The sequence below is a fragment of the Mesorhizobium sp. M0587 genome (genome assembly GCF_040320945.1).
In the GTDB taxonomy this organism is placed as follows: domain Bacteria; phylum Pseudomonadota; class Alphaproteobacteria; order Rhizobiales; family Rhizobiaceae; genus Mesorhizobium.
Genome location: NZ_JAMYQP010000016.1, coordinates 16,748 through 41,158, shown reverse-complemented (window position 1 = coordinate 41,158; position 24,411 = coordinate 16,748). Strand labels below are relative to the sequence as shown.

Annotated in this window: 25 protein-coding genes and 2 pseudogenes; 10 read left to right on the top strand and 17 right to left on the bottom strand. The window is 64.6% G+C overall.

Annotated features, from left to right (window positions below; genetic code table 11):
- Positions 1–83: 83 nt before the first annotated feature.
- Both NKI49_RS16495 and NKI49_RS16490 read right to left on the bottom strand, forming a co-directional pair.
- Positions 84–539, bottom strand: a complete 456-nt coding sequence (locus NKI49_RS16495; RefSeq protein WP_352602906.1) for a cyclic nucleotide-binding domain-containing protein — start codon at positions 537–539, stop codon at positions 84–86.
- A gap of 122 nt (positions 540–661) precedes the next feature.
- Positions 662–1,345, bottom strand: a complete 684-nt coding sequence (locus NKI49_RS16490) for a response regulator transcription factor (RefSeq protein ID WP_352602904.1) — start codon at positions 1,343–1,345, stop codon at positions 662–664.
- 84 nt (positions 1,346–1,429) lie between these two features.
- On the opposite strand from NKI49_RS16490, the gene NKI49_RS16485 reads away from it, so the two are divergent.
- Entirely contained in the window at positions 1,430–2,026 is a 597-nt protein-coding gene (locus NKI49_RS16485; RefSeq protein WP_352602902.1) for a L,D-transpeptidase family protein, read from the top strand.
- A gap of 125 nt (positions 2,027–2,151) precedes the next feature.
- Here the strand turns inward: NKI49_RS16485 and NKI49_RS16480 are convergent, their stop codons facing one another.
- Positions 2,152–2,403: a hypothetical protein gene (locus NKI49_RS16480; protein WP_352602900.1), complete on the bottom strand. Its 252-nt coding sequence runs from the start codon at positions 2,401–2,403 to the stop codon at positions 2,152–2,154.
- Positions 2,404–2,567: 164 nt separating this feature from the next.
- Here NKI49_RS16480 and gcvA point away from each other — a divergent pair, with 164 nt between their 5' ends.
- Entirely contained in the window at positions 2,568–3,500 is a 933-nt protein-coding gene (gene gcvA / locus NKI49_RS16475; RefSeq protein WP_352602898.1) for a transcriptional regulator GcvA, read from the top strand.
- Positions 3,501–3,527: 27 nt separating this feature from the next.
- Here the strand turns inward: gcvA and NKI49_RS16470 are convergent, their stop codons facing one another.
- The 7 genes from NKI49_RS16470 to tsaD are packed head-to-tail and all read right to left on the bottom strand — an operon-like array spanning position 3,528 to position 8,339.
- A complete protein-coding gene (locus tag NKI49_RS16470; protein ID WP_352602896.1) occupies positions 3,528–4,265 on the bottom strand; it encodes a glycosyltransferase family 25 protein in 738 nt (245 codons plus the stop codon).
- A gap of 18 nt (positions 4,266–4,283) precedes the next feature.
- A complete protein-coding gene (locus NKI49_RS16465; protein ID WP_352602894.1) occupies positions 4,284–4,700 on the bottom strand; it encodes a DUF1761 domain-containing protein in 417 nt (138 codons plus the stop codon).
- Between the two features lie 23 nt (positions 4,701–4,723).
- Complete coding sequence (locus NKI49_RS16460) at positions 4,724–5,464, bottom strand: class I SAM-dependent methyltransferase (protein WP_352602892.1); 741 nt, start codon at positions 5,462–5,464, stop codon at positions 4,724–4,726.
- On the bottom strand, positions 5,419–5,844 hold the full coding sequence (locus NKI49_RS16455) for an EVE domain-containing protein (protein ID WP_352602890.1): 426 nt from the start codon (positions 5,842–5,844) through the stop codon (positions 5,419–5,421). Before NKI49_RS16455 ends, NKI49_RS16460 begins: the two co-directional genes overlap by 46 nt.
- Positions 5,845–5,886: 42 nt before the next feature.
- Positions 5,887–6,183 carry a YciI-like protein gene (locus NKI49_RS16450; RefSeq protein WP_352602888.1) on the bottom strand — a complete coding sequence of 99 codons (297 nt, stop codon included), beginning with the start codon at positions 6,181–6,183 and terminating at the stop codon, positions 5,887–5,889.
- Between the two features lie 21 nt (positions 6,184–6,204).
- A complete protein-coding gene (locus tag NKI49_RS16445) occupies positions 6,205–7,212 on the bottom strand; it encodes an NAD(P)H-dependent glycerol-3-phosphate dehydrogenase (RefSeq protein ID WP_352603062.1) in 1,008 nt (335 codons plus the stop codon).
- A gap of 41 nt (positions 7,213–7,253) precedes the next feature.
- Positions 7,254–8,339 carry a tRNA (adenosine(37)-N6)-threonylcarbamoyltransferase complex transferase subunit TsaD gene (gene tsaD / locus NKI49_RS16440; protein WP_352603060.1) on the bottom strand — a complete coding sequence of 362 codons (1,086 nt, stop codon included), beginning with the start codon at positions 8,337–8,339 and terminating at the stop codon, positions 7,254–7,256.
- Positions 8,340–8,439: 100 nt separating this feature from the next.
- Here tsaD and hemC point away from each other — a divergent pair, with 100 nt between their 5' ends.
- From hemC to NKI49_RS16410, 6 genes are all read left to right on the top strand, one after another.
- Positions 8,440–9,366, top strand: a complete 927-nt coding sequence (hemC, locus tag NKI49_RS16435; protein ID WP_352602886.1) for a hydroxymethylbilane synthase — start codon at positions 8,440–8,442, stop codon at positions 9,364–9,366.
- Between the two features lies 1 nt (position 9,367).
- Positions 9,368–10,084 carry a uroporphyrinogen-III synthase gene (locus NKI49_RS16430; protein WP_352602884.1) on the top strand — a complete coding sequence of 239 codons (717 nt, stop codon included), beginning with the start codon at positions 9,368–9,370 and terminating at the stop codon, positions 10,082–10,084.
- A 110-nt stretch (positions 10,085–10,194) separates the two neighbouring features.
- Complete coding sequence (locus tag NKI49_RS16425; protein WP_352602882.1) at positions 10,195–11,676, top strand: COG4223 family protein; 1,482 nt, start codon at positions 10,195–10,197, stop codon at positions 11,674–11,676.
- 10 nt (positions 11,677–11,686) lie between these two features.
- On the top strand, positions 11,687–13,276 hold the full coding sequence (locus NKI49_RS16420; protein WP_352602880.1) for a heme biosynthesis protein HemY: 1,590 nt from the start codon (positions 11,687–11,689) through the stop codon (positions 13,274–13,276).
- A 35-nt stretch (positions 13,277–13,311) separates the two neighbouring features.
- Positions 13,312–13,791: a tellurite resistance TerB family protein gene (locus tag NKI49_RS16415; protein WP_352602878.1), complete on the top strand. Its 480-nt coding sequence runs from the start codon at positions 13,312–13,314 to the stop codon at positions 13,789–13,791.
- 14 nt (positions 13,792–13,805) lie between these two features.
- Positions 13,806–14,522 carry a glutamine amidotransferase gene (locus NKI49_RS16410; protein ID WP_352602876.1) on the top strand — a complete coding sequence of 239 codons (717 nt, stop codon included), beginning with the start codon at positions 13,806–13,808 and terminating at the stop codon, positions 14,520–14,522.
- 3 nt (positions 14,523–14,525) lie between these two features.
- Here the strand turns inward: NKI49_RS16410 and NKI49_RS16405 are convergent, their stop codons facing one another.
- From NKI49_RS16405 to NKI49_RS16375, 7 genes and pseudogenes are all read right to left on the bottom strand, one after another.
- Positions 14,526–15,764, bottom strand: coding sequence for an MFS transporter (locus tag NKI49_RS16405; RefSeq protein WP_352602874.1), 1,239 nt, complete (start codon positions 15,762–15,764; stop codon positions 14,526–14,528).
- 195 nt (positions 15,765–15,959) lie between these two features.
- Positions 15,960–17,060: an aminotransferase class I/II-fold pyridoxal phosphate-dependent enzyme gene (locus NKI49_RS16400; RefSeq protein ID WP_352602872.1), complete on the bottom strand. Its 1,101-nt coding sequence runs from the start codon at positions 17,058–17,060 to the stop codon at positions 15,960–15,962.
- Positions 17,061–17,213: 153 nt separating this feature from the next.
- Positions 17,214–17,672 carry a Ros/MucR family transcriptional regulator gene (locus NKI49_RS16395; protein WP_352602870.1) on the bottom strand — a complete coding sequence of 153 codons (459 nt, stop codon included), beginning with the start codon at positions 17,670–17,672 and terminating at the stop codon, positions 17,214–17,216.
- A gap of 215 nt (positions 17,673–17,887) precedes the next feature.
- Positions 17,888–18,590 (bottom strand): annotated as a pseudogene (locus tag NKI49_RS16390) (ROK family protein).
- 14 nt (positions 18,591–18,604) lie between these two features.
- Entirely contained in the window at positions 18,605–19,981 is a 1,377-nt protein-coding gene (gene zwf / locus NKI49_RS16385; RefSeq protein ID WP_352602868.1) for a glucose-6-phosphate dehydrogenase, read from the bottom strand.
- 22 nt (positions 19,982–20,003) lie between these two features.
- Complete coding sequence (gene gnd, locus NKI49_RS16380; protein ID WP_352602866.1) at positions 20,004–21,020, bottom strand: phosphogluconate dehydrogenase (NAD(+)-dependent, decarboxylating); 1,017 nt, start codon at positions 21,018–21,020, stop codon at positions 20,004–20,006.
- 153 nt (positions 21,021–21,173) lie between these two features.
- Positions 21,174–21,362: pseudogene (locus tag NKI49_RS16375) on the bottom strand (hypothetical protein); the annotation flags it as partial.
- Positions 21,363–21,885: 523 nt separating this feature from the next.
- Here NKI49_RS16375 and NKI49_RS16370 point away from each other — a divergent pair.
- The gene (locus NKI49_RS16370) at positions 21,886–22,899 is read left to right on the top strand and encodes an ABC transporter substrate-binding protein (RefSeq protein ID WP_352602864.1); all 1,014 of its coding nucleotides are present in this window, start codon (positions 21,886–21,888) and stop codon (positions 22,897–22,899) included.
- 41 nt (positions 22,900–22,940) lie between these two features.
- Entirely contained in the window at positions 22,941–24,410 is a 1,470-nt protein-coding gene (locus tag NKI49_RS16365; RefSeq protein WP_352602862.1) for a sugar ABC transporter ATP-binding protein, read from the top strand.
- Position 24,411: the final 1 nt, after the last annotated feature.

Sequence of the window (24,411 nt, the reverse complement as noted above, 5' to 3'; positions counted from 1 at the left end):
GCCGCGTTGCTGCGCTCCTTGCTTCGCCCCAGGATAACGAAGGTCATGCGGTCGCGCCAATTTCGCGGATAGGAAGCTGCGCCTCACTCCGAAAACCGTGGCGCCAGCTTCTCGATACGGCTGATCATCGCCTGAAAATCCTCAAGGATGCGCTGGTGTAACTGCACCGCCAGCTCCGGATATTCCTCCAATATGCGGCGGAACATCTTGCGGCTGAGCCGAATCACTTCCGAATCGATCTCGGCCGACGCGCTGGTCAGCCGGTTGGTGTCGGCGATCAATGCCAGCTCGCTCAGCATGGTGCCGGGGCCGGCCGTGCCGATCGGGACACGTTGGCCATCCTGCTCGCGATAGAGCACGATGCGCCCGCTGACCACGATGTAGGCCGAATCGGCCTCGTCTTCCTCGCGGTAAAGCTTGTGGTCTGCTTGCAGCAAGGTGGTCTCGGCGCCGAAGGCGAGCAGACGCAGTTGTTCCTGCGTGAAGCCCTCGAAAAGCCTCACGGCGGACAGGATGCGGATGTCGTCATCCAGCGCCATCTCTAGCTGCGTCCCCGAACGGTCAGTCCAATCCCTCCTTTACGAGCCGATCCTGAATCCCCTCCAACAGGATCGCACCCGAAAACGGTCCCGCCCAGACCGCTTATTGGATAATGAAATGTTTAAGGAACCAGCTTGTAGCCGCCGCTTTCTGTCACAAGAATTTCCGCATTGGAAGGATCACGCTCGATCTTCTGGCGTAGTCTGTAGACATGGGTCTCCAGCGTGTGGGTGGTGACGCCCGAGTTGTAGCCCCAGACTTCCTCCAGCAGCACGTCGCGCGTCACCACCTTCTGGTCGGCGCGATAGAGATATTTGATGATCGAGGCTTCCTTTTCCGTCAGCCGCACCTTGCCGCCGCGCGGATCGATGAGCAGCTTCTGGCTAGGCTTGAAAGTATAGGGCCCGACCGAAAACGTAGCATCCTCGCTCTGCTCGTGCTGGCGCAACTGTGCACGAATGCGCGCCAGCAGCACAGCGAAGCGGAATGGCTTCGTCACATAATCGTTGGCACCGGCTTCGAGCCCCAGAATCGTGTCCGAATCGGTGTCGTGACCGGTCAGCATGATGATGGGCGCCTTGTAGCCGCCCTTGCGCAGGAGCTTCACCGCCTCGCGGCCGTCCATGTCGGGCAGGCCGACATCCATGATCAGCAGATCGACGAGGCCGCCGCGCGCCGCGGCGACGCCTTTTGCCGCAGTCGATTCCTGCAGCACGTCGAATTCCTCGTAGAGGGACAATTGCTCGACCAATGTGCCGCGCAGGTCGTCATCGTCGTCGACAATCAGGATGGTGCGTGAAGTCATGGATCAATCCGTTGTTTTGAAAAGAAAATTCAGTTGACCGCTGCCTGTTTATGCGGAAGCTGACCGGGACAATAGCCGATCACAGTGATTTGTTCCGTGGCACGATCATACAAGAAAAAACGCGATCGCAATGCAGCCGGCGCAATTTTGCCAAAAGGGCTGCGTGTGCTGACCGTGCGGGCGAGGCCGGGCCGCCCAAGCCAGGGCCTGCTGCAGGCCGGAAAGATGGTGTTTGCGTGCGCGCTGGGGCGCGGCGGCATCTCGGCCGACAAGCGCGAAGGCGACGGCGCCACGCCGCTTGGCGCCATGCGGATCCTGTCGGGCTATTTTCGTGGCGACCATTTTTCCGGCGGCCGCAAAAGCCGGCTGGCTATGGCGCCGATCGGGCCGGATCTCGGCTGGTGCGAGGTGCCTGACGACCGCAACTACAACCGCCCGGTCAGGATTCCGTACGGCGCCAGCCACGAACGCATGCGGCGTGACGACAGGCTCTACGACGCCTGCCTGGTGCTCGACTGGAACATCGCGCCCCGCCGCCGCGGGCGCGGCAGCGCCATCTTCTTCCACCTGGCGCGTCCCGGGTTCACGCCGACGCAAGGCTGCGTGGCGGTGACCGCGCGCACCATGACGCGGCTTTTGCCGCTGCTGTCGGATCGAACGGTGGTGAGGGTGGTGAGATAGGGGAGTAGGGGAGTAGGGGAGTAGGGGAGTAGGGGAGTAGGGGAGTAGGGGAGTAGGGGAGTAGGGGAGTAGGGGAGTAGGGGAGTGGCTCCGTGCTACCCGACTTTCCCTACTGCCGTATTGCCTTACTCCCCTATTCCCTTCCGTTCCGGCTGCTGCCAGCCAATGTCGAGAAGCCCGAGCCGGCCCATTTCGCGGTCCATGGCGCGGGCGATGTCCTTGCGGGCGGCACCGACATCGCGCAACTGGCGATCGGACAGGTCTTCGACGTTCTGGTGCGGAAGATTGACGGCGACCCTGGCATGACGCAGCCAGTCTAGGGTCGCGGTCAGCCAGGCCGGCCTGACATGAACAGAGTTGAGAGCGATGTGTGACATGGCGCGATCCGTTCGTCCTGACATCAAATTCTGTTTGATGGTGCTTCGATGCTCACATCATGCCCGATTGAAATCCGGGGAGGAAACGAGTAGTTTTTTCCAGATCATCAAGTTTTCTTTGAGGATTAGGATGCCATGGGCCGCTTCGGCAAGGTAACGCTCTGATGGCAAGTCCGCTGCCGGGAACGCGTGCGTTGAGGACGCTCGAGGCGGCGGCTCGGCACCTCAATTTCACCCGCGCCGCCGACGAGCTCGGCCTGACGCCGGCCGCGGTCAGCCATCAGATCAAGGAAATCGAGGATCAGCTCGGACTGGTGTTGTTTACCCGCACCAGCCGCACGATCCGGCTGACCGAGGCGGGCACGGTGCTGTTCGAAGCCGCGACCGACACGCTTGACCTGCTCGGCCGGGCCGTCATGCGAGCGCGCAAGACGGCACGCGGGACGGAATTTCTGAAGGTGACGCTGGACGCGCAGTTCGCGACGAAATGGCTGATGCGGCGTGTCGAGGATTTCCGCAAGCAAAGGCCGGGCATCGAGCTCAGATTCGACATCGCCTACGGATTGCGCGATTTCGAGCTTGACGATGTCGATGTCGGTATCCGTTTCGGCGCCGGAAAATATCCGGGGCTCTGCGCGCACCGCCTGTTCGACAACATCATTATTCCGGTATGCAGCCCAAGTCTTTTGGCATCCGGGCCGCCCTTGCGCGAGCCGCGCGATCTCTTCCACCACACGCTTGCCCATATCGAATGGGCGCGGCAAGGCGTGACGTGGCCGAACTGGCGCATGTGGATGGCGGCGGCCGGCGTCGACGATTTCGACGACAGCCGCACCATCGTCTTCGGCACGTCAGCCGATGCGGTTCAGGCGGCGCTGGAGGGCAGCGCGGTGGCGCTCGCCGATTTCGCCATGGTGGCCAACGACCTTTCCGAGGGCAGGCTGGTGCGGCCTTTCGAACTCGGCATCAAAGTCGCGCCCGAATACGCCTATTTCCTGGTCTACCCCCAGGCGATGGCCGACGATCCTCGCATCGTCGCCTTCCGCGAATGGATCCTCGAGGAAATGGCCAAGACACGCACCACGGACACGGCGTAGCCGTCGCGCCAAATCCGAAACTCCCGTTCAGGACCGGGCGCTATGGCCGAAGATCATCCGGGTGTATTTCTTCCATTTCCATTGCAGCTTGCTGTACAGGAGCGGACGCGATTTTCCGGCCACTGAAGTGTGAAACGCTCCGTTTTCGCTGCCTTGTTCGGCAATCGGCCGCTCGAACCACAGCATTTCAATTCCCAGTTCGCCATCCATGTGTTCGATCTGGTGGTCGATCGGCCAAGATATCCTGTTCTCGGCAATCCAGGCGCAGCGGGCTTCCGCGACGGGGCGGGTGATGAGGTAGGAATCGGCGCATCGGGCGTGGAGCGCCGGATAGAGCTTGCGGCCTTTTCGCAATTTCCAGCTCGGCGTGTAATAATTGCTGCCATTGCCGAGATAGATGACGGCCTTGCGCAGGGGGTCGCCGAGTTCGGCCAGCCCTTGCCGGAACCCGGCGACAAAATCGCGGGCCAGAAACACGTCATCCTCGAAAACCAGGCAATACGGCAGGTCGGTTTCGAGGAAGTCGCGCCATATGCCGACGTGTTTGAGCGCCAGCGAGACGCGCGCCGGATGGACAAAGTCGGGAGCGATCAATTCGCTGCGTATCTCCGGGGTGATGTCCGGCTGGTCCCAGTCGGTGTAGAAGTAGACCGGCACGCCGCGCCGCTCGAATTCCTTGACGATGTGCCGGCGCCGGTCGTCATAACCCTGCTTGACGTGACAGATCCGGGTGAACACCAGGTCGCGAGGGAATTCTCCCGGCATCAATGCACCACCACTCATTCAGCTTGCCGCGGCGCCGAACCAGCCGATGATGGCGCCGATGATCAACAGCACGCCGAGCCAATGGCCGCCGTCGATAAGGGTCAGGTCCCAGCCGAAATTCTCGTAGCGATGGTTGACCGAGAGCGTGGTGGCGACGAATCCGAGCCAGAGCACGAAGCCGAAGACGAGACCGGCGAGCCATGTCGGCTCACCGCCGGTCAATGCGCCGACGACCAAGGCCATGACGAGCGCCATGACCAGTTCGGCGATGAAGCTGATGGCGAAGGGCAGCAACGACTTTTTCATTGTCGCCGGATCGATTTTGGCGGCCTTGAGCCACGGCTTGCTCAAGCCCATGTACCAGGCGGCGCCGAACAACCACGCGGCGACGGCGGCGGCGATCACCGCCAGCCAGTTTACTGCTGAAAAGTTCATGTGCTTCCCCCTCCGATGCAGATTTATGGAAACGCCTGTTCGGCGATGGCGTCAAGCCGAACGCCGGCACTCCATCGCCAGACGGTCGTGCGCTTGGTCTCGGCGTCCTCGAGCGCCCGCGTCACCGGCACTTCGTAGACATCGAGCGGCTCCAGCCCCGATCGCGGCAAGTAGGATCGGCCGGGATCGCCGACCAGGATGTCGGCACCGCGCCCTTTGAGAGCCGAGAACCACGGCATCAGCCGGTCCGCGAAAGGCTTGTCGTAGAAGACGTCTCCGGCCAGGATCACATCCCAGCCCGTGTCGGTCCCGATGCAGTCCGTGCCGAGGAATTCGATCCCGACGCCATTGGCTTGCGCATTGAGCCGGATCGCGGTCGCACAGAACGGATCGATATCGGCGGCGATCACCTTGGCGGCACCGGCCTTGGCGGCGGCGATGGCGACAAGGCCGGAACCGGAAGCGAAGTCGAGCACGCGCTTGCCCCACACCGTGGCCGGATTGTCGATGACATGGCGGGCGAGACCCTGGCCACCGGCCCAGGCAAACGCCCAGAAAGGCGGCGGCAAGCCGATTTCGGCCAGCTCGTCTTCCGTGCGCAGCCACAGATCATGCGCTTCATCGGCGAGATGAAGCTCGATCTCGGGCACATGCGGCGGCGCCATCAGCGCCGTGTTGTCGAGAATGAACTGCTTCGCGCCGGTTGGCGTCAGCACCGTCACGGGGCAGGTATCAGGCCGCCCATACGGCAGACTTCCTTCCATTCGGCCGGCGTCACCGGCTGAACGGAAAGCCGTCCGAGCCGGACCAGCGCCATGTCGGCAAGCTTCGGATTGGCCTTGACCTGTTCCAGCGTCGGCGGGTTGGGCACGTCCTTGAAGGCGCGGATGTCGACGCATTCCCAGCGCGGATCGTCCGATGTGGTGTCCGGATGGGCCAGCGCGCAGACCTCGGCGATACCGACCACGTTCAGCCCCTCATTGGAGTGGTAGAAGAAGCCGAGGTCGCCGATCTGCATCGCCTTCATGTTGTTGCGCGCGGCGTAGTTGCGCACGCCGTCCCACTGCGTGCCGGCCTTGCCCTTGGCCTTCAACGCCTCGAAGGAGAAGACCGAAGGTTCGGATTTGAACAGCCAGTAGTTCATGTCTTTGCTCCCTCCTTGCGGTTCGCCTGCCGGCGACCGGAATTAACTAGCCGCCGGCTTGTTGAACGTCCAGTTCCACTGGCGGACTTCGACGCTCTCGAACAGGCCGGCCTTGGCGTAGGGATCCGCGGCGGACAAGGCTTGTGCAGCGGCCAGATCGGGAGCCTCGACGACCACGAGGCTGCCATTGGGCTTGCCTTCGGCGTCGAGGAACGGACCGGCAAAGGCGAGTTTCTTGTCGCCGTTCAACCCTTCGAGAAAGGCTATATGCTCAGGCCGCGTGTCGAGACGCACCTGCAGGGTCGCGGGCTTGTCTTTGCAAATCAAAGCAAAAAGCATGGTCTTCCTCCCGGGGATGGATCAATCGTTGGTTTCGGTTTTCAGCGGCCGCGTCATCAAGGCCGTCACTGCCTGCCGGATGGTGATGGTGCCATCCAGTATGGCTGCGGCGGCGGCGATGATCGGCGCGTCGATGTTGCGCTCGGCGGCGATGCGGGCAGCGATCGCGGCCGTCGGCACGCCCTCGGCCAAGGGCAGTCCGGAAAGCGGCTTGCCTTGTCCGAGCGCCAGGCCATAGGCGAAATTGCGGGACTGGGTGGACGAGCAGGTGAGCATCAGGTCACCGAGGCCGGAAAGGCCCATCAGCGTTTCCGGCCTGGCGCCGAAGGCTGCACCGATGCGGCGCAGTTCGACGAAGCCGCGCGTCACCATGGCGGCCTGGGCGCTGGCGCCGAGCCCGGCGCCGGTGACCGCGCCAGCCGCGATGGCGAAGACGTTCTTCAAGGCGCCGCCGATCTCGACGCCGATGAGATCGTCGCTCGAATAGCAACGCAGGTTTTCGGCGGAAAAGCGGGCGGCGAGCTCGGTGGCCAGGCCTTCGTCGCGGGCGGCAACCACCACCGCTGTCGGCAGGCCGCGGGCGACATCGATGGCGAAGCTTGGGCCGGACAGGGCGGCGACGGGGTTCTGCGGCAAGATCTCTTCGACGATTGCCGACAGCAAGGCGCCGGTATCGCGCTCGATGCCCTTGGCGCAGAGAACGAGCGGAATGCCGGCCGGCATATGCTCCTTGGCGACCGTCAGCGTTGCCCGCAGCGACTGCGCCGGCGTCACCGCCAGCACGCAATCGGCACCGTCGAGCGCGGCTTGGATGTTGCTCGTCGCCACGATGCCGGCCTGGAGCGCTATGCCCGGCAGGTAGCGTGGATTTTCGCCGCGGTCGATCGCGGCGACGGTCGCCGGGTCGCGGGCATAAAGGCGGACGAAATGGCCGACGCGCAGCATGGCCATCGCCAAAGCGGTGCCCCAGGCCCCGCCGCCGAGCACGGCAACACGCCAGCCGGTTGGAACAGTGTCGCTGCCGCTCATGTCTCCTTCGATCCTGCTTGCCTCGATCATGCCTCCCTTGATCATGCTTTGGCTCCACGCCGGCCGGAGCCGACCATCGGCGTCGAGACGCTGTCCAGCGGCCAGCGCGAGCGCGGCACGAAATCGAAACCGTTCTCCTGCGCCATACCTTCGCGCAGCCGTTCGATGCCGGCCCAGGCGATCATCGCCGCGTTGTCGGTGCAAAGCTTCAGCGGCGGCGCGACGAAGGCGAAGCCGTCCTCGGCGCAGAGCCGCTCCAATGTCGCCTTGATCGTGCGGTTGGCGGCGACGCCGCCGGCGACGACCAGCGCCGGGTTTTTCGTGCCGGGAAATGTTTGGCTGAAACGCGCCAGGGCACGCGCGACGCGATCGGCAAGCGCATCGGCGACAGCCGCCTGGAACGAAGCGCAGATATCGGCGACGTCCTGGTCACTCAGGGGCTCGATGGCGGTCGCGGCCTGGCGCACGGCGGTCTTCAAACCGGAGAAGGAAAAGTCCGGCTGGGCCGAGCCCTTCATCGGACGCGGAAAGGCAAAGCGCGAGGGACTGCCGGTTTGTGCCGCCTTCTCGACATTCGGGCCGCCGGGATAGGGCAGGCCGAGCATCTTGGCCGTCTTGTCGAAAGCTTCGCCGAGTGCGTCGTCGATGGTGGTTGCCCAGCGCTGATAGTCTCCGACGCCGCGCACGGCGAGGATCTGCGTATGGCCCCCGGAGACCAGCAGCAGCAAATAGGGGAAATCGAGCCCGTCGGTCAGCCTGGCGGTCAAGGCGTGGCCTTCGAGGTGATTGATGGCGATCAGCGGCTTGTCGGCCGCGGCGGCGATCGCCTTGGCCGTCATCAGCCCGACGATCAGCCCGCCGACAAGGCCAGGGCCGGCGGTGGCGGCGATCGCGTCGATATCGGCAAGTGCGGTGCCCGAATCGGCCAGCGCCGCCTCGATGATGCCGTCCAGCGCCTCGACATGGGCACGCGCCGCGATCTCCGGCACCACGCCGCCGAATGCGGCATGTTCCTCGATCTGGCTGAGCACGATGTTGGACAGGATTTGCGGCGCGGAATCGCCGTCGACCGCCACGACGCTGGCGGCGGTCTCGTCACAACTCGTCTCGATGCCCAGGACGCGGATCAATTCGTCGCTATCTCCGAAGATTGTATCGCGGAGCTTTCCCCTTTAGGAGAAACCCCGGAAGACCTCGCTCGCCGGGGGTTATCACGGACTGCGCGCCATGCAAACAACCTTGAAAATCGGAACACGCGGCAGCCCGCTGGCGCTGGCACAGGCGCATGAAACGCAGGCGCGGCTGATGGCCGCCCATGGCATGCCGGCGGAAGCTTTCGAGGTCGTCGTCATCTCGACCAGCGGCGACCGCATCCAGGACCGGCCGTTGTCGGAAGCCGGCGGTAAGGGCCTGTTCACCAAGGAGATCGAGGAAGCGCTGCTCGCCGGCAGGATCGACATCGCCGTGCATTCGTCGAAGGACATGCCGACGCAACTGCCCGATGGTCTGGAACTCTCTGCCTTCCTGCCGCGCGAGGACGCGCGCGACGCCTTTGTCGGCAAGGCGGCGAGGGCCATCGCCGACTTGCCGCATGGGTCGAAAGTCGGCTCGTCGTCGCTGCGGCGGCAGGCGCTGATCCGCAGGATGCGGCCCGATCTGGACGTCGTGATGTTCCGCGGCAATGTACAGACGCGCCTGCGCAAGCTGGATGAAGGGGTCGCCGCCGGGACGATCCTCGCCTATGCCGGGTTGAAGCGGCTCGGGCTGGAGCACGTCGTCACCGATCTGATGCCGCTCGACATCTTCCCGCCGGCGCCGGGCCAAGGCGCGATCTGCATCGAGAGCCGCATGGGCGATGGCGACGTCGAAAAAATGCTGACCGCTATCCACGATGTGCCGACCGGCCAGGCGCTGGCCTGCGAGCGCGCCTTCCTCGCAGCGCTCGACGGTTCCTGCCGCACGCCGATCGCCGGTTATGCGGCGATCGAGGCCGGAAAGCTCAATTTCGCCGGGCTGATCATCTCGCCCGACGGCACCCAGTCGCACACGGTCGAACTGCAAGGGCCGGCGCGGGAGGCCGCCCGTATCGGCGGGGAAGCAGCCCGGACGGTGCGGGCCAAGGCCGGCGAAAAGTTCTTCGACGGCTGGCTCTGAAATGCTGCGCGTTCTGGTGACCAGGCCGGAACCGGGGGCGTCGCGCACGGCGCGAAAGCTGCGGGAGACAGGCTTTCAGCCGATCGTTTTGCCCCTGACCGAAACGACGGCTTTGCCGGTCGAGGCCCGATCGGTTCCAGGCGACGCCATCGCCGTTGCGGTCACCAGCGCCAACGCCGTGCGCCATGCGCCAAGGGATATAGTCACGGGACTCGCCACTCTGCCTTGCCATGCCGTCGGCAAAAGGACGGCGGAGGTCGCCCGCGAAGCGGGTTTCCTGTCGGTCGCGGAAGGTCCGGGCGATGCCGAGGCACTGGCCGACAGCATGGCTGCTGCATTTTCCGGCAAGACCGTCGCCTATCTCTGCGGGCGCGTGCGGTTTCCAGTCTTCGAACAGACGCTGAAGGCGGACGGCGTTCGGATCCAAGCCGTGGAGACCTATGACACGCTGGCGGTTGCTTATCCGGATAAGGCCGTCGTTGAGCGCCTGTCCGGCCAACCTGTCGACGCGGTGCTGCTCTATTCGGCCGTGGCGGCTGCCGCGATGCGCGGCTTGATCGGGCGGCCAGCTCTACAAGGTCTGTTTGAAGAGACGCGGTTCCTCGCGCTTTCAGCGCGCATCGCCGCCGCCTTTGACGACAGCACCGGTAACGAAATCCGTATTGCCGCGCAGCCTGACGAGGAGGCGCTGCTGGCACTTTTGCGGGCGCGGCCCTGAGCCGCGTCATCACACCGCCCCTTTTCACCGCTTGGTGATGTGCTAGACCCTTTCTAACCATTCAAGCGCCACCCGGCGTTGAGACGAAGCGAATTTTGCGGAGCCCAGGCATGGTCAAGACGCCGAAGATGCGACACTCGAAAAGCCGCCGCGACCCGGTGACTATCGACCTCGATCCGGGCGCCGTCTCACGCATCGCCGACGAGGATGCCGCCGGCGATGAGGCCAAGACCGACGAGGCGAAGGCCGAGGAAGCCGCGAACGCCTCGCAGCCGGAACCGCCGGAAGAACCGGTCCATGCCGACCAGACCGATCTTGAGCCATGGGAGCACGCCGCGACGGGGGGTGACGCTGAAGCGCCCGCGGATGCCGGGACCAAGGCCGTCGAGCCGGAACTGCCCTATCCCGGTTCGGACGTGCCGCCCAGCCGCGCCGCGGCCTCCGACTACGATTTCGAGGACGCGACCGCCAAGACTGGCGAGGCCAAATCGGCGGGAAAGTCGGCAGCGGGAAAGGCCGATACGTGGAGCGAACCGATGGCAGCGCAGCCTAAGCGTGGCGGCATCAACGGCATCGCGGCCGGCATTATCGGCGGTGTCATCGCGCTGGTCGGCGCCGGCGGCCTGCAATTCGCCGGCCTGCTCGGCGCGCCGGGCTCCGGCTCGGGTGTCTCGCTCGACGGCGTCAACGGCGAGATCGCCGCGCTGAGGACCGAAATCGCAGGCTTGAAAGAAGCCGGCGGCAACAGCGATGCGTCGGCCAAGGTTGACGGCCTCTCGGCGGCACTGGATCAGGTCAAGGGCGATGTCGCGGCGCTGAAATCGGCGGTCGAATCCGGTGGTGCCGGCGACAATGCCGGGCTTGCGGCACTTGGCGATAAGGTCCGGCAGATCGAAACGGCGGTCGCCGCCCTCGGCAAGGCCGGCGGCACGGCTCCGGTCGATCTTGGCCCGCTCAACGAAAGGCTGGCTGGGATCGATGCGCAGGTGCGGTCGGCCGGCGAGGCTGTAAAATCACAGGATGGCCGGCTCAGCGCGCTCGAACAGTCGGTGTCGCAGCTCTCCGGCAAGGTCGAGGCGCAGGCGGGACAGCCGAAGATCGCGCTCGCCATCGCCGCTTCGGCGCTGAAGGCGGCACTCGAGCGCGGGGCGCCATTCTCGGCCGAACTCGAGACCTTGGCCGCTATCTCGCCTGACGCGCCGCAACTCGCGACGTTGCGCGGCTACGCCGAAAAGGGCGTTCCCACGCGCGCCGAGATCGCATCGCAGATGGATGCCGCCGCCAATGCCATGGTCGCCGCCGCGACGCCGGCCGACGAGAATGCCGGCTTCCTGCAGAACCTGCTGTCGAGCGCCGAATCGCTGGTCAAGGTCAGGCCGATCGGCGCCGTCGAAGGTGCCGGCGCGCCGGAAACCGTCGCGCGCATGGAGGTGGCGGTCAACCAGGGCGACTACGCCAAGGCGCTCAGCGAATATGACACGTTGCCTGAGCCCGCGAAGGCCGCCGGCGCCGATTTTGCCGGCAAACTGAAGGCGCGCATCGAGGTCGAAACCCAGGTCGACGCGCTGATCTCCGGCGCGATGAAGGCGTGAGGGCAACATAATGATCCGCCTGCTCGGCTTCCTCATCGTCGTTTTCGCGCTCGGGCTGGGCTTTGCCTGGCTGGCCGACCGGCCGGGCGACATGGTCATCACCTTCAGCGGCTATCAATACCAGGTTAGCCTGATGGTGGCGGCGGTCGCCGTCGTTGCCGTGGTCGCCGCGGTGATGATCCTGTGGTGGCTCGTCAAGTCGCTGTGGAACAGCCCCTACACCATCTCGCGCTATTTCCGCGTGCGTCGCCGCGACCGTGGTTACCAGGCGTTGTCGACCGGCATGATCGCGGCCGGCGCCGGTGACGGCGCGCTGGCCCGCAAGAAGACCAAGGAAGCGGCCAAGCTGATCCGTTCCGACCAGGAGCCGCTGATCCATCTCCTGGAGGCGCAGGCGTCGCTGCTCGAAGGCGACCATGAAGGCGCACGGCAGAAATTCGAGAGCATGCTCGACGATCCTGAAATGCGGCTGCTCGGCCTGCGCGGCCTATATCTCGAAGCCGAACGCCTCGGCGACCGCAATGCGGCGCGCCATTATGCCGGCCGCGCCGCTGTGGTGGCGCCGCAACTGGCCTGGGCAGCCGAATCGACACTCGAAGAGCTGACCGCGCGCGGCGACTGGGACGGCGCCCTGAAACTGGTCGATGCGCAGAAATCGACACGTCAGATCGAGCGCGATGCCGCCAACCGCAGGCGGGCGGTGCTGTTGACCGCCAAGGCGCAATCGCTCGCCGACAGCGACCCCGCCGCCGCCAGGACCGCGGCGATCGAGGCCAACCGGCTGCAGCCTGATTTCGCGCCTGCCGCGGTTGCCGCCGCCGCCGCGCTGTTCAAGCAGAACGACGTGCGCAAAGGGTCGAAAATCCTGGAAGCCGCGTGGAAAGCCGAGCCGCATCCGGAGATATCCGAGCTTTATACCCATGCACGGCCAGGCGATGCCGTGCTCGACCGCCTCAACCGGGCGAAGAAGCTGCAGGAGATGAAGAAGAACCACGCCGAATCATCCATGACGGTGGCACGCGCCGCGCTCGACGCGCAGGACTTTTCCACCGCCCGCCGCGAAGCCGAGGCCGCGATCCGGATGGACCGGCGCGAAGGCGCCTATCTGCTGCTGGCCGATATCGAGGAGGCCGAGACTGGCGACCAGGGCAAGGTGCGGCAGCTCCTATCGAAGGCGGTGCGGGCGCCCCGCGATCCGGCCTGGGTGGCCGACGGTGTGGTTTCCGAGCGCTGGGCGCCGGTTTCGCCGGTTACCGGGCGGCTCGACGCGTTCGAATGGCGCGCGCCGATGGAGCGTCTTGGGCAACTGATCGACAGCCGCGACGATGCGCCGGATATGGCGATACCAGCTATCGAAGCGCCAGCCGGCCCGGCACGGGAGAAGCCGGCCGAAGTGATCGATCACGCTGCTCCGGGCAATGAAGGCAAGGAAGCCCGCGAAGACCATGTTACGCCTGTGACCGCCGCGGCTTTTGCGGCCGTGCCGGCCGATGCCGAGGCCGTCGAGCCCGCGGAGGAACTCGCACGCTTGCCGGACGACCCCGGTGTCGATCCGGACGACGAGGCGGAGAAATCGTCGCGTCGGTTTCGCTTGTTCTGAATTGGGCCGGCTATCGCGCCGCTGGGAATGGATCGATGTTCGAACGTGTCTTGTCGTTTCTGAGAGATTTGCCTGCGGGCGCCGGCGCCCGTCCGAGCGCGGACGATCCGCGCGTTGCGGCATCGGCGCTGCTCTATCACGTGATGAACGCCGACGGCGTGCGCCAGGATGTCGAATGGGAACGGCTCAAGACCGTGCTGGCGGAGAGCTATTCGATCAGCGGCGACGAACTCGATGCGTTGGCCGCCGCCGGCGAACGCGCCGACAACGAGGCGATCGACCTCTATGCGTTCACCAGCGTGCTCAAGCGCCATCTCGACGCGGATGGGCGCAAGGCCTTCATCGGCCTGATGTGGGAGATCGTCTATGCCGATGGCGAGCTGCACGAGCTGGAGGACAACACGGTGTGGCGCGTCGCCGAGCTGATCGGCGTCGAGCGCCGCGACCGTGTCGAGGCGCGACGCAAGGCGGCGGCGCAAGTACCTGACGCCCGTGGAACATCAAACGACGAATAAGGTTGCGCCTGCCAATGCCGCCAAAGCCGAGCTCGAAAGCCAAGGTCCTGATCGTGCTGCATCAGGAGAATTCGAGCCCCGGACGTGTCGGCCACATGCTTCTCGAAGAAGGCTTCGATCTCGACATCCGCCGGCCGCCGCTCGGCGACGTCTTGCCGGAAACGCTGGACGGGCACGCCGGTGCCGTGGTGTTCGGCGGGCCGATGAGCGCCAATGACGAGGACGAGTTCGTCCGCCGCGAGACCAACTGGCTGGAAGTCCCGCTCAGGGAGAACCGGCCGATCCTCGGCATCTGCCTCGGCGCGCAGATGCTGGCCAACCATCTCGGCGGCAAGGTCGAGGGGCACGGCGAAGGGCTGGTCGAGATCGGCTGGTATCCGCTGAAGGCGACCGAAGCCGGCCAGAGACTGATGCACTGGCCCGAGATGGTCTACCAGTTCCATCGCGAAGGCTTTTCGCTGCCCAGGGACGCGACCTTGCTGGCGACTGCCGAGACCTATCCCAACCAGGCGTTCCGATACCGCGACAATGCCTGGGGCATCCAGTTCCACGGCGAATTGACCAGGGTGATGATGCAGCGCTGGGTGGTGCGCGGCGCGCATCGTTTCGAGTTGCCGGGCGCGCAGCCCGGCCGCGATCACCTCGGCGGGCGGCTGATCTGGGACATGCACCTGAAGCGCTGGCTGGACGAGTTTTTGCGCACGATTTTCGGCAGGCCGGCCGTGCGATAGGCGTCAGTTTCGTCCGTTGAGGTGACGAACCTTGCGCAGTTGCGGGAACAGCACCATCCACAGCCCGGCGACGGCGATCGCGCCGACACCGCCGATCACGACCGCCGGAACCGTGCCGATCAGCGCCGCCATCGTGCCGGCGCGGAACTCGCCGAGCTCGTTGGAAGCGCCGACGAAGACCTGGTTGACGGCGTTGACGCGGCCGCGCACGTGGTCGGGCGTCCACAGCTGGATCAGGGTTTCCCTGATGTAGACGCTGAACATGTCGGTGGCGCCAAGGAAGGCCAGTGCCGCGATCGACAGCCAGGTGATGGTCGACAGGCCGAACAACACGGTGAAGGCGCCGAATGCCGCGACGAAGCCGAGCATGATCATGCCGGCGTGATTACGGATCGGATGGCCGGCCAGCCAGATGGCGACGCAGATGGCGCCGACGCCCGGCGCCGAGCGTAGCAGGCCGAGGCCCCAGGGACCAAGTTGCAGGATATCGCGGGCATAGATGGGCAGCAGTGCCGAGGCGCCCGACAGCAGCACCGCGAACAGGTCGAGCGAGATGGCGCCAAGCACGATCTTCTCGCCCCAGATATAGCCGAAACCGGCAAACAGCGTCTGCATCGTCGGCTTGGCGGTCTCGCTGCGTTGCGCCGGCCGTGGAATGGTGAAGATCAGCACGCCCGCCACCAGCATCAGCATGGCGGCGGTGCCGTAGGCTACTTCCGCCGATACGCCATAGAGGAGGCCGCCTGCAACCGGGCCGACAATGGTCGCCGTCTGCCAGGCCGACGAGTTCCAGGCGATGGCGTTGGCGAAATCCTGCGGCGGCACCAGGTTTGCGAACAGCGAGGCCGATGCCGGGCCGAAGAAGGCGCGGGCGACGCCGAACATGGCCAGCACGACGAAGATCGGCAGCGGACCGCCGATGCCGCGCAGTGTCATAAGCAGCAGCGTGAGCGCGCAGATCGCCTCGATCAGCACCGCCAGCGCCATGATCAGCCGGCGGCCGAAGCGATCGGCGACGACGCCGGTGACCAGCACCAGGAACAGCGACGGCAGGAACTGGACGATGCCGACGAGGCCGAGATCGAGCGGGTCGCGGGTCAGGTCGTACATCTGCCAGCCGACCGCGACGGACACGATCATGGTGGCGAATGTGGTGAGGAAGCGTGCCGCCCAGTAGCTTAGGAAAGCGCGGTGGCGAAAGGCGGCATAGCGCTGGTCCGGGAAGGTCTGTTCGGCAGTCATGGACAAGCGCCCCATTGCGATGGCGTCAGAGCGTCCGAAGTACGCTCCACGTTTTCAATCTTCGCCAGCGGGGCACTTCCCAGATGGGCGCTGTTCCGGCCAAGGGAATTTCAGCAAAGTTCGTGGCGGCGATTTGCGCCAAAAACGCTGCCGGATCAAGGAATTTTCGACTTGCGGGGAAGGCCGCACGGAAATTTACTGCCTCAGCGCCGCCGATATGGCGTCGAGGCCGCCCCTCAATTCGGCTTCCGTGGGCCAGCCGAAGCCGACACGGAAGAAGCGCTTCGGCATTTCGAACCAGTGGCCGGGTCCTACATAGGTGCCATGGTTTTCCAGCAGGTTCCGGTAGAACCGGTCGAGATCGAAGCCGGCATCGACGTTGAGGCGCGGGAAGCCGACGACGCCGCCTTCAGGCCGCACCCAGTCGGCCAGCGGCTCGCGATCGATCCATGCCTGGACGATGTCGCGGCGCTTTGCCATTTCGGGCAGCAGTGTCGCCAGGAACGCATCCCGGCGCTCGAGCATGCCGCGCGCTATGCCCTCGTCGATGACGCTGCCGCAAATGCCGATCTGCTCCTTGGCGGCAAGGAACGTCTCTTGAAGGGTGGCATCCCTGGTGACCAGCCAGCCGATGCGGATGCCGGGAATACCGAAGGCCTTGGACAGCGAGGAGACGCTGATCGCCTTCGTGCTCAGCGAGGCCGCCGTCGGCAGGCGCCTGCCATAGGAGAGATCGCGATAGGTCTCGTCGACCAGCAAATGGCAGTTCGTGCTCTCGGCAAGAGCGACCAGCGCGTCGAGCCCGGCCCGGCTCATCATCGTACCGGTCGGGTTGTGCGGACAGGTGACGCTGATCAGCCTGGTGTTCGGGCGCATCGCCGCCTTGACGCGCTCGACATCGATGGCGAAGTCTTCCTCGAAGGCCAGATCGACAAAGCTGATGGCGCAGCCGATCGCCCGTGGGGTTTCGATGTTGGTGGCGTAGTTGGGCCTGATGACGACCAGATGATCGCTGGCCGACAAAAGCGAGGTCGAGACGATGAACAGCGCGCCGGCGGCACCAGCGGTGACCAGCACATCATCCGGCGTGACGCCGGCATCCTGCGCCGCGATCAGCGCGCGCAATTCCTTGTCGCCGCGGTGCTCGCCGTAGAACAGCGTCAGATCGGGCAGCGACAGGCCGATGTCGGACAGCTTCTGGTCGGCGATCGAGCTTTCGGAGAGATTGTAGCGGATGCGGTCGTAGCCGTATTCCTCCGGCGCCTCTTTCTCGATCACCATTCTTGCGTAGTTCATGCCTTCCCCCAGATCGCCCGCGCGGATTTGTTATTGCGCAATTCCGGAAGGAAATCGCTTCCGGGAATTGCTCCAGCCATAAAAAGCATGAAGCCTGCCAGGCGAATTCGCCGGCAGGCTCCAATCGATCCATTGATTGAGCGCCGAACGGGCTCAGGCCGAAACCTTGGCCTTCCTGCCCTTGACGGCTGGCTTCGGGGCGGCCTTGCGGCCGAGACCGATAGACTTCGCCAGCTCCGAGCGCGAGGCTGCGTAGTTGGGAGCAACCATCGGATAGTCAGACGGCAAACCCCATTTGGCCCGATAGGCGTCGGGCGTCAGGCCGAAATGCACGCCGAGATGGCGCTTCAGCGATTTGAACTTCTTGCCGTCCTCGAGGCAGATGATGAAATCCGGCGTCACCGATTTCTTGGGATTGACCGCGGGAACCTGCGGTACGCTCACCGGCGCGGCCGGCTTGCCGAGCCCGCTGATCGAGGCGCTGACGCTGGCGATGAGGTCCGGCAGGCCCGAGACGGGCAAGCGGTTCTTTTCGACGTAAGCGGACACGATATGGGCGGTTAGTTCGAGAAGGTCGATGTCTTTGCGAGCGGGGTTGCTGTCGTCTGTCAATCTATGTCCTCCGTCTATGGCGCACCGCTTCGAAAATCGGGATCGTTTTCGAAGGGTCGATGCGCAAACTCAAATGCTGAAGCGTCTTTCGCGTAGCCCTCGGGGGCCGCGTCGTTTTGTAGTATGGCGAATTCCTAGTCGGCAAATCTGCGCAAGGCAATCATTCAGCGCGGCGTCACACGTTATTTTGAACAACTATACTAAACTGTAACAATTCAGACGATCAAGGCCTTGTCTCGCCACAGACGAAATCCGCCTTCGAACGCACGCGTGTTATCGCCGCGCCTGGAATCGGCCGGCAAGGTGTCGAGCTTGTCGACATTGCCGCCGCCAATGACGACGTAGTCGGGCTGCATGGCGGCGCGCAACCGTTCGACGACGTCGAAAACATATTTGCGCCATTTCTTCTTGCCGCGTTTTTCAAGGCCGCGTTCGCCAACATAATCCTCGAAACTCTTGCCGTTCTTATAGGGAAGGTGGGCGAGTTCCATCGGCTGGGCGACATTGTCGACGATCATCGCCGCACCCAGCCCGGTTCCCAGGCCGAGGAACAGCATGCGCCCGCCCTCGTAGCTGCCGATGGCCTGCATCAGCGCATCGTTGACCACCTTGACCGGCTTGCCGAACTGCGGCGAAATCGAAACCGGCCCAGCCCTTGCCGAGATTGGCGGGGTCGAGCAGCGGCCTGTTGTGGTGCACCGGGCCGGGGTAACCCATGGAGATGACGTCGAAGGACAGGCCCTCGGCGAGCTTCTTCACGGTGTCGGTCATCTGCTGCGGCGTCAGGCCGGGCCCGGAATCGGCGCTGCGCTCCGCGCCGCCGGCGCTGCTGAGGATCTTGACATGCGAGCCGCCAATGTCGATCGAAAGCACGACCTTGTCGGTGCCCGACGCTGCTTGCTTCACCGACTTGGCCATTGCGTCACCTCCACTCACGCCACCGGGTCGATCCAGCCATTGGGCGGCCCGAAGCCGGCCATGGCGTCCGCCGGCCCCCATGTCCCCGGCTCGTAAAGGTGCGGTGGCGTGGTGTCGCCAAGCACCGGGCCGACGATGCGCCAGGCAAGCTCGGCTGCATCCTGCCTGGTGAAGAGCTGTCCATTGCCGTTCATGGCGTCGCCGATCAGCCGCTCATAGGGCGGCATGTCGCCCTTGCTGTCGTCGAGTGCCGTCAGTTCCACCTGCTCGCCGATCATGTCGTCGCCCGGCGCCTTGCGTTGGGCGCCGATGGCGATCATCACCTGCGGGTCGATGCGGAAGCGGACATAGTTCTGGTCGGCGGGCTTGATCGGGTCGAAGACGTCGAGCGGCGGCCGCTTCAGGCGCACCACCACCTCGGTGACATGCACCGGCATGTTCTTGCCGGCGCGGATGAAGAACGGCACGTCCTGCCAGCGCCAGGTATCGACGGAGAAGCGCACCGCCGCGAAGGTCTCGACCGGCGAGTTCGGCGCCACGCCGGGCTCGGTGAGATAGCCGGCGAACTGGCCGCGCACGACATCGTCTTTCGTCAAGGTGCGGATCGCCCTGAGCACCTGTACCTTCTCGTCGATCAGATCGTCGGCGGAGCGGCCGACAGGCGGCTCCATGGCGAGCAGCAAGAGAATGTTGAGCAGATGGTTCTCGATGACGTCCCTGATGCAGCCGACATCGTCATAGAAGCGGCCACGTCCTTCGATGCCGAAATCCTCGGCCATGGTAATCTGCACGCTTTCGACGAAATTGCGGTTCCAGATCGGTTCGAGCAAGGAATTGGCGAAGCGGAAATAGAGCAGGTTCTGGATCGCTTCCTTGCCGAGATAATGGTCGATGCGGAAGATCGATTGTTCGTCGAACACCAGGTGCAGCACCCGGTTCAGCCAGCGTGCCGATTGCAAATCGTGGCCGAAGGGTTTTTCCACCATCAGCCGCGCGCCGTGCGCGGTGCCCGATTGCTCAAGTCCCTGGACGACGGTCTCGAACATGGTCGGCGGCACCGCCATGTAGTGCAGCGGCCGCTGGGCGCTGCCGAGAGTGCTCTTCAGCTTCTCGAAGGTGGCCGGATCGCGATAATCGCCGCTGACATAGCGCAGCAGGGAGGCAAGCTTGGCGAAGACCTCCTCGTCGATCTTGCCGAGCGCGTTGACGATGCCGTCGCGGGCACGCGCCTGCAATTGCTTGAGGTCCCAGGCATCGAAGGCGACGCCGATCACCGGTTCGGTGAGCGTTCCCTTGGCGACCATCTGGTAAAGTGCCGGGAATATTTTCTTATGGGCGAGGTCGCCGGTCGCCCCGAAGAGCACCAGCGTGTCGGACCGTTCCTGGCTCATTGGCGTGTCTCCCTTGCCGCCGTCATGAGCCGGCCTTCGGCTTTTCGAGATGGCCGCCGAAGGCGTAGCGCATCGCCGAGAGCAGCTTGTCGGCGAATTCGGATTCGCCTTGCGAGGAGAAGCGGTCGAACAGGGCGGAGGACAGAACCGGCGCCGGCACGCCGGTGTCGATCGCCGCCTTCAGCGTCCAGCGGCCTTCGCCGGAATCCGAGACCCGGCCGCCGAAATTCGCCAGCGAAGGATCCGACTTGAGCGCACCGGCGGTCAGATCGAGCAGCCAGGAGCCGATGACGCTGCCATGGCGCCAGACCTCGGCGACCTCGGCGAGGTCGATGTCGAACTGATAGTATTCGGGGTTCTGCAATGGACTGGTCTCGGCATCGGCGGTGCGTTTGACCTTGCCGGCATTGCCGGCCTTGAGAATGTTCATGCCCTCGGCATACGCGGCCATGACGCCGTATTCGATGCCGTTGTGGACCATCTTGACGAAGTGGCCGGCGCCGCTCGGACCGCAATGCAGATAGCCGAAGGCAGCGGTGCCGGCGGCCTTGTCGGGCGAGGCTGCGCCGGCATCGGCGCCAGGCGCCAGCGTGGCGAAGATCGAATCGAGGTGCTTGACGGCATCGTCGGGCCCACCGATCATCAGGCAGTAGCCGCGATCGAGGCCCCAGACGCCGCCGCTGGTGCCGACATCGACATAGCTGATGCCTTTGGCCGCCAGTTTTGCCGCCCGGTCGACGTCGTCGTGATAGTAGGAATTGCCGCCGTCGATCACGATGTCGCCCGGCTCCATCAGCGCCGCCACCTGGTCGACGATCTTGCCGGTGATCGCGGCCGGCAGCATCAGCCAGACGCAGCGCGGCTTGGCGAGCTTGCCGACGAATTCCTCCATCGACGCCGCCCCGGACGCGCCGTCGGTCACCAGCGCCGCGACGCTGGCGGGATTGATGTCGTACACCACGCATTGGTGGCCGTCGCGCATCAGGCGCCGGACCATGTTGGCGCCCATCCGGCCCAGTCCCATCATTCCGATCTGCATGGTTTCGTCCCTGTTTCCTTGAGATTTTCTGGGTTAGTCGAGGATGGACCTACTGGCTATCCCGATCGCCTGACACGACGGAGAAGTCGACATTCTCCCAATCGCCGGTTGCGGGCCAGAAAAAAGTGAAGATCAGCGTGCATCGGCAGGCGCCTCGGCGGGCTGGTCCGTGTCGCCGGGCGGCCGGTTCTTGATCGGGACATAGCCGTCCTTCGGCGAGCCGGCGTCGGCGCTGTCCGGTGGGGCGATGCGGACGTAGTAGCCCTCGACGCCTGCCGTCTTGCTGATTGCCGTGGCGGTGACATAGGTCCAGCGCTCGACCTTCCAGACATCGGCGGTCTCGCCGCTCTTGGCACTTGACGTCCAGCGCGCCGGAATGCCCGGTGCGCCCGGGGGAACAATCGGCGTCGCTGCCATGCTTCGGTCTCCTGCATGCATGCCTAGCCCATCAACCAAAGCTATTTCAATCGTTGCACTGCAAGTTGATCGGCAGGCTCTTACGCGGGACAACCCGGGGTAACGGGTTCCTTCGGAGCTTTCGCCGGCGCGCTGTTGATGGAGCATTGGACGGAAAAACCCGCCTGTGCGGCGGGTCCGTGGCGCAACTCAGCACCATGGAGGAATATCTACCATAGCTGCACTCACCCTGTCAAGAAAAAATTCCTATCCTGAAAAGGCAGCCGGTACAGCCGGACTGTCGCCAGGCCTTTGTCGACCCGGGTTCTGAGCCCCTGGGCTTGCACGGATTGCCAGTTGACAGGCTGCCAGCCTTCTGCATTTGTCCGACAATAGATAAAAAACAGGAAGCCAGGACCAAGTTTCATCAGCAAGCAGCACGACCAGCAACTCTTGGGAGGAGTATGACATGAAGAAACTGTTCGTTTTAGGAGCCCTCTGCGCGATGCTCGCCTCGGGCACGGCACTTGCCGACACCAGCGGCAAGAAGATCGCGTTCTCCAACAATTACGCCGGCAATTCGTGGCGGCAGGCCATGCTCGACAGCTATGGCATCGTCACCAAGAAGGCGGTCGACGACAAGATCGTCGCCGCGGCCGACGTCTTCACCACCGCCGACAAGGAAGTCCCGACGCAGGCCGCGCAGGTGCAGAACCTGATCCTGCAAGGCTATGACGCCATCGTCATCAATGCCGCTTCGCCGGACGCGCTCAACGGCGCCATCAAGCAGGCCTGCGACGCCGGCATCGTCGTCGTTTCCTTCGACGGCATCGTCACCGAGCCTTGCGCCTACCGCGTCGTCGTCGACTTCAAGGACATGGGCAAGCAGGAAGTCGAGCAGATGGCCAAATTCCAGCCCAAGGGCGGCAATCTGCTGGAAATCCGCGGGCTGGCCGGCACGTCGATCGACGACGCCATCCATGCCGGCATTCTCGAAGGCGTTGCCGCCCACCCCGAGTTCAAGATCGTCGGCTCGGTGACCGGCGACTGGGACCAGACCACGGCGCAGAAGGCGGTCGCGACCATCCTGCCGTCGCTGCCCGACATCGTCGGCATCGTCGACCAGGGCGGTGACGGCTACGGCGCGGCGCAGGCCTTCGCCGCAGCCGGCAAGCCGCGCCCGACCATCATCATGGGCAACCGCCAGGACGAGCTGAAGTGGTGGAAGGAGCAGAAGGACAAGGACGGCTATCAGACCTGGTCGGCCTCGATCGCGCCCGGCGTGTCGTCGCTGGCCTTCTGGGTGGCGCAACAGGTGCTCGACGGCCGCAAGGACATTCCGCACGACCTGCTGGTGCCGTATCTGGCCTTCACCCAGGACAATTTCGAGGCTGCCCTGCCGAAAATCAAGGAAGGCGGGGTCGCCACGCACGAATACAGCCAGGAAGACGCCATCGCGGCCATCAAGGCCAACATCAAGTAGCATGGCGTTGGCGTTCCTACCGTGAGCGGATATCGTTGAGCATGGCTGAAGGGAATGCCGACATCATCAGACTGAACGGCGCCGAAAAACATTTCGGCGCCGTTCGCGCGCTTGGCGGCGTGGATTTCCGTGTCGGGCCTGGGGAATGCGTCGGCCTCGTCGGCCATAACGGCGCCGGCAAATCGACGCTCATGCACATGGTGGCGGGCACGCTGGCGCCCGACAGCGGCACGGTCGGCGTGCATGGCGAGGCCGAGGAGAACTACTCGGTGTCGCGGGCGCAGCAACTCGGCATACGTTGCGTTTTCCAGGAATTGTCGCTGTGCCCCAATCTCAGCGTCGCCGAGAACACGCGCATCAATCACGCTTCGCTGCGCGGCTTCGGCTGGCGGCGCAAGGCCGCCGAGCTGATCGCCGCCAAGCTCGACGAGATCTTTCCGGGCCACAGCATCTCGGCGGCGGACATCGTCGGCGATCTCTCGATCGGCCGGCGCCAGATGGTCGAGGTTGCGCGCGCCTTCACCGTCACCCAGGACCGGCTCGACCTCGTCATCCTCGACGAGCCGACATCGTCGCTCGACGCGCATACGGCCGGCCAGTTGCTGGCTTTCGTGCGCCGCTTCGTCGCCAGCGGCAAAAGCTGCATCCTGATTTCGCATGTGCTGGGCGAAGTGCTGCGGAACGCCGACCGCATCGTGGTGATGCGCGATGGCAAGGTGGTTGTCGCCGATGCGGCCAGTGCCTTCGACCGCGACCGGCTGGTGACGGCGATGGGTGGGGCGGAAGCACGCCAGAAGATCGCGGCGCAAGCCGCTACGGCCAAACCCGGCGCCAGCCCGCTGCGGGTTCGGGCGCGGCCTGCCGCGCAGAAGGACGGCGCCGACCTTGTCGCTTGCGCCGGCGAGATCATCGGCCTTGCCGGCCTGGCCGGCCATGGCCAGACCGACCTGCTGCTGGCGATCTTCCGCGCTGCGTCGCGCGCCAAGGCCGGCATCCAAGTGACCGCGCCGGTGGCGCTGGTCGCCGGCGACCGGCAGGCGGACGGCATCTTTCCGCAGTGGTCGATCGCCGAGAATATCGGCATCCGCTCGCTGGCGCGTTTGCGCAACGGCCTGCTGATTTCGCCGCAGCGCGAGGCTGAGCTTGCGCAGTTCTGGCAAAAGAAGATCGGCATCCGCACGCCCGACATGAACAACAACATCTTTTCGCTGTCGGGCGGCAACCAGCAGAAGGCGTTGTTTGCCCGCGCGCTAGGCTCGGATGCGCAGATCGTGCTGATGGACGATCCGATGCGCGGCGTCGATATCGGCACCAAGCTCGAGGTCTACGAGCTCGTGCGCAAGGAGGCTCGGCAAGGCCGCACCTTCCTTTGGTACACCACGGAAACCGAAGAGCTCGACAATTGCGACCACATCTACGTCTTCAAGAACGGCCGTATCGTCGCCAATCTGCGTCGCGACGAACTGACCGAAGAGAAGATCATCCAATCCTCCTTCGGCGATGCGGCCTGAG